Source organism: Methylobacterium sp. J-059 (genome assembly GCF_022829485.1).
Lineage (GTDB): Bacteria > Pseudomonadota > Alphaproteobacteria > Rhizobiales > Beijerinckiaceae > Methylobacterium.
In genome coordinates this window covers 1-11517 of record NZ_JAKSYA010000048.1, presented here as the reverse complement: position 1 = coordinate 11517, position 11517 = coordinate 1, and the positions used below count along the sequence as shown (strand labels likewise).

At 71.4% G+C, this 11517-nt stretch carries 6 protein-coding genes; 4 read left to right on the top strand and 2 right to left on the bottom strand.

Going from position 1 to position 11517, the window contains the following annotated elements; translation table 11 throughout:
- Nucleotides 1-301: 301 nt before the first annotated feature.
- On the bottom strand, nt 302-754 hold the full coding sequence (locus tag MKK55_RS04770; protein WP_147729523.1) for a DUF4112 domain-containing protein: 453 nt from the start codon (nt 752-754) through the stop codon (nt 302-304).
- A 411-nt stretch (nt 755-1165) separates the two neighbouring features.
- Nucleotides 1166-2320 carry an aminotransferase gene (locus MKK55_RS04765; protein ID WP_243933552.1) on the bottom strand — a complete coding sequence of 385 codons (1155 nt, stop codon included), beginning with the start codon at nt 2318-2320 and terminating at the stop codon, nt 1166-1168.
- Nucleotides 2321-2624: 304 nt separating this feature from the next.
- On the opposite strand from MKK55_RS04765, the gene MKK55_RS04760 reads away from it, so the two are divergent.
- From MKK55_RS04760 to MKK55_RS04745, 4 genes are all read left to right on the top strand, one after another.
- Nucleotides 2625-2765, top strand: coding sequence for a hypothetical protein (locus MKK55_RS04760; protein ID WP_187274922.1), 141 nt, complete (start codon nt 2625-2627; stop codon nt 2763-2765).
- Nucleotides 2766-3042: 277 nt separating this feature from the next.
- Nucleotides 3043-4377, top strand: coding sequence for an MdtA/MuxA family multidrug efflux RND transporter periplasmic adaptor subunit (locus tag MKK55_RS04755; protein ID WP_147727822.1), 1335 nt, complete (start codon nt 3043-3045; stop codon nt 4375-4377).
- Nucleotides 4378-4618: 241 nt separating this feature from the next.
- Nucleotides 4619-7765, top strand: a complete 3147-nt coding sequence (locus MKK55_RS04750; RefSeq protein ID WP_147727821.1) for an MdtB/MuxB family multidrug efflux RND transporter permease subunit — start codon at nt 4619-4621, stop codon at nt 7763-7765.
- Nucleotides 7766-8018: 253 nt separating this feature from the next.
- A complete protein-coding gene (locus tag MKK55_RS04745; RefSeq protein ID WP_243933550.1) occupies nt 8019-11330 on the top strand; it encodes an efflux RND transporter permease subunit in 3312 nt (1103 codons plus the stop codon).
- The last annotated feature ends 187 nt before the right edge of the window (nt 11331-11517 follow it).

Genomic DNA, 11517 nt, shown 5'->3' with positions numbered 1-11517 from the left:
GGGCGGACGGGCCACCCCTTTCGTCGCGCCACGCTCCCCGAGTGGGGCACGAAGTGGGCCGTCGGCTTCGCCCGTTTTCCCTCCCCCCGACGGATCTCGGGCTTCCCTGAGATCCGCATCCCGTGTGCCCCAGTCGGGCAGGCCCGACTGAGGTGCGGGGCAGGGTACCCGGCGGTGCCGGGGGGGAGAGGGGAGCGCCGCATCCGGCGAGGTCGCTCCCCTCTCCCGACCCGCGCTGACGCGAGGCCCGCCCTCCCCCGCAGAGGGGGGAGGGGACGGGAACCGCGTGCCCTGGGAACCCTCAGCCGTCGATCCGCACGGCGGTGCCGTCGATCTCGTTGGGGCGCAGCCCGCCGCTGCGTTCCATCCAGCGGCGCAGCAGGCGGACGTTGCGGCGGTTGGCCTTGAAGGCGGCGTCGAACAGGTCGCCGGCCAGGGGCACGATGCCGATCGCGCCGTCGAAGGCGACGTTCAAGGCCATCCGCGCGATCAGCCAGCGCGGCGCCCCGAGGCGGCGCGCCTCCGCGACGATGTAGGACGAGATCACCATGCCGGCGATGTCGCCGACGATCGGCACGAGGCCGATCACCGCCTCGAGCCCGACCCGCCGGTTGAGGCCGGGGATCAGGAAGGCGGAATCGAGCAGGTGCGCCAGCGCCTCGAGCCGGGCGAGCGTCGCCTCGCGGCTCTGGTCGCCGATGCGCAGCGTCGTGCCCGCGCGCCAGCTTTGGGAGAAGGTCTGCGAGGGATCCATCGGCGGAAACCGGTGAGCGAGGGTGGCCATGGCCCGGGATGTGGCGCCGCGGGGCTGCCCCGGCAAGGCGGGGGGCGTCGTCGGCGCTCGGCGGACGGACGCATGGCCGCTGGAGTGATGGCCCCTGGAGCAAGGGCCCCGGCCACAGGAGCTCCCGCCGCATCGGAACGCGCGCCCGGTCCCCGCGCATCCCCTCGCCCCGCCTGCGGGGAGAGGGCCGCGACGACCCCGTCGTCGTCGCGGCAAGGCGGCAGCCGACGGTGAGGGGGCTTCGACCGGCGAGCCTCCCACGGCACCGCCCCCTCACCGCCGCTTCGGCTGCGCTTCCCGGCCGCACGACGGGGTGCGGCCGGGCCTCTCCCCGCGTGCGGGGAGAGGGGATGGGCGTTTCATCCCAAAGCCGAAACCCGCTCACGATGCCGCCCGCCGCACGCCCGAGAGCCGGTCCAGCGCCGCATCCAGCGTCGCGTCGGCCTTGGCGAAGCAGAGCCGCACGAGCGTGCGCACGGCCCGGTCCGGGTAGAACGCGCTCACGGGAATCGCCGCGACGCGATGCTCGCGCACCAGCGCCTCGCAGAAGGCGACGTCGTCGGCGTGGCCGAGATCGGCGATGTCGAGGTTGAGGAACCACGTCGCCTGCGCCGGCAGCACCGTGAAGCCGAGATCGGCGAGGCCGCCGGCGAGCCGGTCGCGCGCGCGGGCGTAGCCGGCGCGCATCCCGGTGAAGTAGGCATCGTCCTTCGCCAGCCCGTAGGCCACCGCCTCCTGCAGGTTCGGCGGCGTGGTGAAGGTGAGGAACTGGTGCGCCTTGGCGAGCGTCCGCATCAGCGCCGCGTCGGCCATCACGAACCCGACCTTCCAGCCGGTGAGCGAGAAGATCTTGCCGGCCGAGCCGATCTTCACCGTGCGCGCCCGCATGCCGGGCAGGCTCATCAGCGGGACGTGGCGGGCGCCGTCGAACACCACGTGCTCCCAGACCTCGTCGCACAGCGCGATCGCGTCGTGGCGGCGGCAGAACGCGGCCAGCCGCGCGAGGTCGTCGGCGCCGAGCCGGGTCGCGCTCGGGTTCAGCGGGTCGTTCAGCAGCACCACCTTGGTGCGCGGCGAGAAGGCGGCGGCGAGCGCGGCCTCGTCGAGGCCGAAGGCGGGCGGCGTCAGGGTCACGATCCGCGGCACGCCGCCGGCGCGCAGCACCAGCGGCAGGTAGGCGTCGTACATCGGCGCGAACAGCACGACCTCGTCGCCCGGCTCGATCAGCGCCAGCAGCGCGCCGGCGAGCGCCTCCGTCGCGCCCGAGGTCACCATCACCTCGGTCTCGGGATCGAGGGCGAGCCCCTGGTGCCGGGCGTAATGCGCCGCCACCGCCGCGCGCAGGGACGGCAGCCCCATCATCGGCGGGTACTGGTTCGAGCCCTCGACGAGCGCCCGCGCGCCGCACTCGCGCATGTCGGCGGGGCCCGGGTCGTCGGGGAACCCCTGCCCGAGATTGATCGCGCCGTGCTCGCGGGCGAGCCGCGACATCGTCTCGAACACCGTGGTCGGGAGGCCGGAGAGGACCGGGTTCATGCGAAGCGGGGGGCGGACATCGGCGGGGTGATACCATGGCGCCGATCCCGCGCGAAACGTGCGGGAGCGCACGCCACCGGCGATTGCTGGCAGGCCTCACGGCTGACGAATGTTGACATTCATCAGCCGTGAGATAGCTTTCGGGAACACGGCCGGTGCGGCGCCGGTGGGCGCGGAACTCCGCCCCCTCGTTCCGTTCCTGACTTGGCGCCGGACCGGTCGTCGCGAGGCCCGCCAATTCGTTGGCGGGCCTTTTCGCGTTATGGCCTCGTCCGCCTGCCGTCACGGATCGCCGGAGCCCGCCATGTCCCCCCGCCGCGCCCTCGCGCTCGCCTTCGCCGTTGGCGCCCTCGGCCTCGGCCTGCGGCGCGCGGTCCCGGTGGTGCCGGTCGACGAATCCTACCGCGACGTGGTGCGGTACTACCGCGCGCTGGAGCGGCCCTGACGGGCCAGCAACAGCACCGAAACATCGGTGCCGTACTGACGACGCATTGGCGGGCGATGGCTGCGGCGCAGGGATGCCGAGCGGGCGCACCCGGACCCGAGCCGCGCCCGGCGCGGGTGCCGCAGGGCACGGTCCGTTCGGATGCCGTACAGGCGGCCGGGGCCAGGGTGTCGGATTCGCTCCCCGGGCCGACGAACGGTCGGCCCGCGGACGAAAACAGCGAGAGGATAGGGCGCGACACGGGCGCGGCGGCGTCCGGAACGTGGTCTAATCAGTCATGAACGAGAGCTCACCCATCCGCACGGACACGGCGCGCGCGTTCCAGCCGGACCCGGTCGCGTCGCCCGGCAAGACGCGCCGGTTCCGCCCCTTCCGCTGGATGCTGCTGCTCCTGGCGCTGCTGGCGGCCGGCGCGGTGGCCCACCGCTGGTACGACGGGCGCACGCAGGTCGCGGGCGGCCCCGGCGAGACCCAGGGCAAGGGCGGCCGCGGCGGCGGCAAGCGCGGCGGCATGGACGTGCCCCAGGCGGTCGGCATCGCGCAGATCGTCACCGGCGACATCCCGGTGGTGCTCCAGGGGCTCGGCACCGTCACGCCGCTGGCCACCGTCACCGTGAAATCGCAGATCAGCGGCTACCTCACCGACATCGGGTTCCGCGAGGGCCAGACCGTGAAGAAGGGCGACTACCTCGCCCAGATCGACGCGCGGCCCTACGAGGCGCTGCTCGCCCAGTACCAGGGCCAGCTCGCCCGCGACCAGGCGCTGCTGCAGAACTCGAAGCTGGACCTGGCCCGCTTCCAGCGCCTCGCCCAGCAGGATTCGATCTCGAAGCAGAACGTCGACACCCAGGGCGCGCTGGTGAAGCAGAACGAGGGTACGGTCGCCTCCGACCAGGCCCTCGTCGACCAGCAGCGGCTGAACATCGCCTACGCGCGCATCATCTCGCCGGTGGAGGGCCGGGTCGGCCTGCGCCAGGTCGACCAGGGCAACTACATCACCGCGGCCTCGACCAACATCGTCGTCGTCACCCAGCTCCATCCGATCTCGGTGGTGTTCACCCTGCCCGAGGACGACGTCTCCCGGGTGATGCGCCGGGTGCGCGCCGGCGCCAAGCTCGCGGTCCGCGCCTACGACCGGGGCGATGCCCACGAGATCGCCACCGGCACCCTCGACACGGTCGACAACCAGATCGACGTCACCACCGGCACGGTGAAGCTGCGCGCCCTGTTCGACAACAAGGACGAGGAGCTGTTCCCGAACCAGTTCGTCAACGCCAAGCTCACCGTCGATACGGTGGCGAACGCGGCGCTGGTCCCCAACGGCGCGATCCTGCAGGGCACGCCCGGCACCTACGTCTACCTGATGGACGGCGACGCGAAGGTCTCGGTCCGCCCGATCAAGACCGGCGAGACCGACGGCACGCGGACGGTGGTGCTCTCCGGCCTCCAGGCCGGCGACCGCGTCGTCACCGACGGCACCGACCGCCTGCGCGACGGCGCCCCGGTGCGGATCACGGAGGGCGTCGACGGCCAGAAGGTCACCCCCGCCGCCGACGCTGGCGGCGCCCAAGAGGCCGGACAGAAGCGCGGCCGCCGGCGGCAGCAGCCGTGAGCGCGGGTTTCCAGGATACGCGCCTCCCTCCCCCCTCTGCGGGGGAGGGTACCCTGCGCAGCAGGGGGGGAGAGGGGAGCGCCGTATCCGAACGAAGGATCGGCCTCGAAGCCGATGCGCGCGACGGCTTCGCCTCACTCGGCATCGTCGCTCCCCTCTCCCGACCCCTGCCGACGCAGGGGCCACCCTCCCCCGCGGAGGGGGGAGGGAAGGGCCGGCGTGAGCTCGGCGGGCCCCCGGCATGAACCCGTCCCGCCTCTTCATCCTGCGCCCGGTCGCGACCACGCTCCTGATGCTGGCGATCCTGATCGTCGGCGGGGTGTCGTACCTGAACCTGCCGGTCTCGGCGCTGCCCTCGGTCGACTACCCGACGATCCAGGTGCAGACGTTCTATCCCGGCGCCAGCCCGGAGGTGATGACCTCGGCCGTGACCGCGCCGCTGGAGCGGCAGTTCGGGCAGCTCGCCAACCTCAACCAGATGACCTCGCAATCCTCGGCCGGCGCCTCGGTCGTGACCTTGCAGTTCAACCTCGACCTGCCGCTCGACATCGCCGAGCAGCAGGTCCAGGCGGCGATCAACGCCGCCGGCAACCTGCTGCCGTCCGACCTGCCGGCGCCGCCGATCTACGCCAAGGTCAACCCGGCCGACGCGCCGGTGATCACGCTCGCGCTCACCTCCAAGACCCTGCCGCTGACGCAGGTGCGGGATCTCGCCGAGACGCGGCTCGCCCAGAAGATCTCCCAGGTGGCCGGCGTCGGCCTCGTCAGCATCTCCGGCGGCCAGCGGCCGGCGGTGCGGGTGCGGTTCAACGCCCGGGCGCTCGCCGCCTACGGGCTGAACATCGACGACCTGCGCACCACGATCACCAACCTCAACGTCAACACGCCGAAGGGCACCATCGACGGCCCGAAGCAGAGCTACGCGATCAACGCCAACGACCAGATCCAGGACCCGAAGGCCTACGACGACGCGATCATCGCCTACAAGAACGGCGCCCCGGTGAAGATGTCGGACGTGGCCGACGTGGTGCAGGGGCCGGAGAACACCAAGCTCGGCGCCTGGGCCGACGAGACGCCGGCGATCATCCTCAACATCCAGCGCCAGCCCGGCGCCAACGTCATCGCCACCGTCGACAAGATCAAGGCGCTGCTGCCGCAGCTCCAGGGCACGCTGCCGGGCGCGATCCAGGTGAGCCTGCTCACCGACCGCACGGTGACGATCCGCGCCTCGGTCGAGGACGTGCAGTTCGAGCTCGGGCTCGCCATCGCGCTCGTCGTGCTGGTGATCTTCCTGTTCCTGCGCAGCGTCTCCGCCACGCTGATCCCGAGCCTGTCGGTGCCGCTGTCGCTGATCGGCGCGCTCTCGGTGATGGACCTCTACGGCTTCTCCCTCGACAACCTGTCGCTGATGGCGCTGACCATCGCCACCGGCTTCGTCGTCGACGACGCGATCGTGGTGATCGAGAACATCGCCCGCCACGTCGAGGACGGCGATTCCCCGCTCGAGGCCGCGCTCAAGGGCAGCCGCGAGATCGGCTTCACCATCATCTCGCTCACCGTCTCGCTGATCGCGGTGCTGATCCCGCTGCTGTTCATGGGCGACGTGGTCGGGCGCCTGTTCCACGAGTTCGCGATCACGCTGGCGGCCACGATCATCATCTCGGCGGTGGTCTCGCTGACGCTGGTGCCGATGCTGTGCGCCCGCCTGCTCAAGCACGTGCCCCAATCTCCCGCGTCCCTTGCCGAGACCCGCCGCCGCGAGGGCGTGCTCGGGCGGATGGGCCGGCGCGCCACCGAGGGCACCATCGCGGCCTACGGCCGGGCGCTGCGGGTGGTGCTCGACCACCAGGGCCTGACGCTGCTGGTCACGCTCGCCACCATCGCGCTCACCGCGACCCTGTTCGTGACGATCCCGAAGGGGTTCTTCCCGGTGCAGGACACCGGCGTGATCCAGGGGATCACGCAGGGCGACCAGACCCTGTCCTACGCCGCGATGGCCGAGCGCCAGCAGCGCATCGCCGCGATCATCCTCAAGGACCCGGACGTCGCCAACCTGTCCTCGTTCATCGGCGTCGACGGCCAGAACGTGACGCTGAACTCAGGGAGGTTCCTGATCAACCTGAAGCCCCAGGCCGAGCGGGCCGAGCGGGCCGGCGCCATCATCCGCCGCATCCAGGCGGCCACCGCCGACGTCGCGGGCCTGCGCCTCTACATGCAGCCGGTGCAGGACCTGACGATCGACACCGCGGTGTCGGCGACGCAGTACCAGGTGATCCTGGAGACGCCGAACCTCGAGGATTTCGAGACCTGGGTGCCGCGCTTCACCGACGCGCTGTCGCGGTCGCCGGTGGTGGCCGACGTCGCCAGCGACCACCAGGGCCAGGGCCTGGCCGCCTACGTCACGATCGACCGGCCGACGGCCGGGCGCTACGGCATCACGCCGGCGACGATCGACAACGCGCTCTACGACGCGTTCGGCCAGCGCATCATCTCGACGATCTTCACCCAGTCGAACCAGTACCGGGTGATCCTCGAGGCCGACCCCGACCTGCACAGGACCATCGCCAGCCTCGACGCGATCTACCTGCCCTCCTCCACCGCATCGAGCGGGCAGGTGCCGCTCTCGGCGGTGGCGCGGATCGACGAGCGCCGGGCGCCGCTGCTGATCTCGCATCTCGGCCAGTTCCCGGCCACCACCGTGTCGTTCAACCTCGCGCCGGGCGCCGCGCTCGGCCAGGCGGTGGACGCGGTGGAGGAGGCGCGGAAAAGCATCGACCTGCCGCCGAGCTTCCGCGTGGTGCCGCAGGGGTCGGTCTTCGCCTTCCAGTCGGCGCTCTCGAACGAGCTGTTCCTGGTGCTGGCGGCGATCGTCACCGTCTACATCGTTCTGGGCGTCCTCTACGAGAGCTTCATCCACCCGATCACCATCTTGTCGACGCTCCCGTCCGCGGGAATCGGCGCGCTGCTCGGATTGATGCTGTTCGGGCTCTCGCTCGACATCATCGCGATCATCGGCATCGTGCTGCTGATCGGCATCGTGAAGAAGAACGCGATCATGATGATCGACTTCGCGCTCCAGGCCGAGCGCGAGGAGGGGATGTCCCCGCGCGACGCGATCTACGAGGCCTGCCTGCTGCGCTTCCGCCCGATCCTGATGACGACCCTGGCCGCGTTGTTCGCCGCGGTCCCGCTGATCGTCGGCACCGGCGTCGGCTCGGAGCTGCGCCAGCCGCTCGGCATCGTCATCGCCGGCGGCCTCATCGTCTCCCAGGTGCTGACGCTGTTCACGACCCCGGTGATCTACCTGTTCTTCGACCGCCTCGAGCGCCGCATCACCGGCCGCCGCGAACCCGAGCCGGACCTGCCTGCAGGCGAGGCGCTGCCGTGAGGAAGATCGCGACAGCGCCTCGCATCCCCTCGCCCCGCCTGCGGGGAGAGGGCCGCGACGACCTCGTCGTCGTCGCGGCGAGGCGGCAGCCGAGGGTGAGGGGGCTTCGGCGGAGGAGCCTCCGCCGTTCGCGCCCCCTCACCCTCGCTGCGGCTTCGCCTGCGCTTCCCGGCAGCACGACGGGGTGCAGCCGGGCCTCTCCCCGCGTGCGGGGAGAGGGGAACAGCGCCGTGACGCCTATGGGCTTTCGCCCATGAACATCTCCGAGCCCTTCATCCGGCGCCCGGTGGCGACGACGCTGCTGACCGTCGGCGTGCTGCTCGCCGGCGTCTTCGCGTTCCTGAAGCTGCCGGTGGCGCCGCTGCCGCAGGTGGATTTTCCGGTCATCCTGGTCCAGGCGCAGATGCCGGGGGCCAGCCCCGAGACCATGGCGGTGACGGTGGCGGCGCCGCTGGAGCGGCGGCTCGGCAGCATCGCCGACGTCAACGAGATGTCCTCGACGAGCTCCACCGGCACTGTGCGGATCGTGCTGCTGTTCGGCCTCAGCCGCGACATCGACGGGGCCGCGCGCGACGTGCAGGCGGCGATCAACGCAGCGCGGGCCGACCTGCCCACCGCGCTGCGCCAGAACCCGACCTACCGCAAGTTCAACCCGGCCGACTCGCCGATCGTCATCCTCGGCATGACCTCGGACACCCTGACCCCCGGCCAGCTCTACGATGCCGGCGCCACGGTGGTGCAGCAGAAGCTGTCGCAGCTGCCCGGCGTCGGCAACGTCGACATCGGCGGCTCGTCGCTGCCGGCGGTGCGCGTCGAGCTCGATCCGACCGCCCTGTTCCACTACGGCATCGGCCTGGAGGGCATCCGCGCGGGGCTGGCGTCGGCCAACGCCAACTCGCCCAAGGGCGCGATCGAGGCGGGCGACCGGCGCTTCCAGCTCTACGCCAACGACCAGGGCCGCAAGGCGGAGGATTACCGCGACCTCGTCGTCGCCTACCGCAACGGCGCGGCGGTGAAGCTCACCGACGTCGGCGAGGTGATCGACTCGGTCGAGGACCGGCGCAACCTCGGCGTGGTCAACGGCAAGCAGGGCGTGCTGCTGTTCGTCTACAAGCAGCCGGGCTCGAACGTCGTCGACACGATCAACGGGGTGAAGGCGGCGCTGCCGCAGATCGTCTCGGCGCTGCCCGGCGGCATCGACGTGAAGCTCACCGGCGACCGCAGCGCGACGATCCGGGCGTCGCTGGCCGCCACCGAGGAGACGCTGCTGATCGCGGTCGGCCTCGTCATCCTCGTGGTGTTCGCGTTCCTGCGCTCGGGGCGCGCCACGCTGATCCCGGCGGTGGCGGTGCCGATCTCGATCGTCGGCACCTTCTCGGTGATGTACCTGCTCGGCTACTCGCTCAACATCCTGTCGCTGATGGCGCTGATCATCGGCACCGGCTTCGTCGTGGACGACGCCATCGTCGTGCTCGAGAACGTCCAGCGCCACATCGAGATGGGCAAGTCCCGCATCGAGGCGGCCCTGGTCGGCGCCCGCGAGGTCGGCTTCACCGTGATCTCGATGAGCCTGTCGCTGATCGCGGTGTTCCTGCCGATCCTGCTGATGGGCGGCCTGATCGGGCGGATCTTCCAGGAATTCGCCGTGACCCTGTCGCTGGCGATCCTGATCTCGCTCGTGCTCTCGCTCACCACCACGCCGATGATGTGCGCGCGCTTCCTGCGCCCCGAGGCGCACGGCGCGGGCAGGCGCCCCAACATCCTGATCCGCGGGCTGGAGGGCGCCTTCACCGGCACGCTGAACGCCTACGAGCGCACCCTGCGCGTCGCGCTCGGGCACCCGCGCCTCGTGCTGCTGGTGCTCGCCGCGACGGTCGGGCTCAACGTCTACCTCTACGTCATCGTGCCGAAGGGCTTCTTCCCCGAGCAGGATACCGGCCAGATGATGGGCGGCATCCAGGCCGACCAGCGCATCTCGTTCCAGTCGATGGAGAAGAAGCTCAAGGAGGCCGCCGCGATCGTGCAGGCCGACCCGGCGGTGGACAGCGTCGTCGGCTTCACCGGCGGGCGCGGCACCAACTCGGCCAACGTCTTCGTCGGGCTCAAGCCGGTGGGCGAGCGCGCCTCGATCGGCGAGGTGTCGAACCGGCTGCGGCCCAAGCTCTCGCAGGTGGCCGGCGCCCGGCTCTACGTCTTTCCGCGCCAGGACCTGCAGATGGGCGGGCGCCAGAGCTTCGCCCAGTACCAGTACACCCTGCAGGGCGACACCGCGGCCGAGCTCTACGCGGCGGCGCCGAAGCTGGTGCAGGCGCTGCAGAAGGACCCGACCTTCGCCGACGTCACCTCAGACCAGCAGGAGGGCGGGCTGGAGAGCCGGCTGGTGATCGATCGCGCCACCGCCTTCCGCTACGGCATCACGCCCGACAAGATCGACAACACCCTCTACGACGCCTTCGGCCAGCGCCAGGTCTCGACGATCTACAACCCGCTCAACCAGTACCACGTCGTGATGGAGATCGCGCCGCGCTACCTGGAGAACCCCGAGACCCTCAAGCAGCTCTACGTCTCGACCTCCGGCGGCAAGGCGCGCGGCTCGGCCACCACCAACGCGGTCGCCGGCACGGTGGCGGCGGCGCCCGCCGGCGCCGTCCCCTCGACCACCGCCGCGGCCGACGCCAGCACCAACGCCGCCGCGGTCGCGTCGGATTCGGCCCGGAACGCGGCCGCCAACGCCATCGCCGCCTCGAAGGGCAGCGCCTCCTCGAGCGCGCCGGTCTCGTCCGCGGTCGAGACCATGGTGCCGCTCTCGGCCTTCACCCGGGTCGAGACCGGCAACGCCCCGGTGCAGGTGAGCCACCAGGGCCTGTTCGTGGCGACCACGATCTCGTTCAACCTCAGCCCCGGCAAGAGCCTGTCGGACGCCACCGTCGCGATCGACAAGGCGATGGCGGAGCTGCGCCTGCCGGCCACCATCCACGGCGAGTATGCGGGCGCGGCCAAGAACTACGTCGCCTCGGCCTCGCGCCAGCCGCTGCTGATCCTGGCCGCGATCCTGGCCGTCTACGCCATCCTCGGGATCCTGTACGAGAGCTTCGTGCACCCGGTCACGATCCTCTCGACGCTGCCGTCGGCGGGCATCGGCGCGCTGCTGGCGCTGCTGGTGACCGGCACCGAGTTCACGATCGTCGCGCTGATCGCGGTGTTCCTGCTGATCGGCATCGTCAAGAAGAACGCCATCATGATGATCGACTTCGCCCTCGACGCGGAGCGGACGCGCGGCGCCAGCCCCCGCGACGCGATCTTCGAGGCCTGCCTCTTGCGCTTCCGGCCGATCATGATGACAACGCTGGCGGCGCTGCTCGGCGCGGCGCCGCTGATCTTCGGCGGCGGCGAGGGCTCCGAGCTCCGCCGCCCGCTCGGCATCGCCATCGCCGGCGGCCTGATCGTGAGCCAGATCCTGACCCTGTACACCACCCCCGTCGTCTACCTCTGCCTCGACCGCCTCCGGCACCGGGTGAACGCCCGCCGCCGCGGCGGCGCGGCGGCCCTGCCGGCGGGGGAATGATGCGGTTCCGATCGATGCAGGACGGGGTCGGCGCACCCCCCTCTCCTCGCGCGCGGGGAGAGGGCCGCGACGACCTCGTCGTCGGCGCGGCGAGGCGGCAGCCGACGGTGAGGGGGCGTATCCGGATGCGCCTCGTCCTGCCCGGCCCCCTCACCTTCGCTTCCGCTCGCCGCATGCACGACGCGGT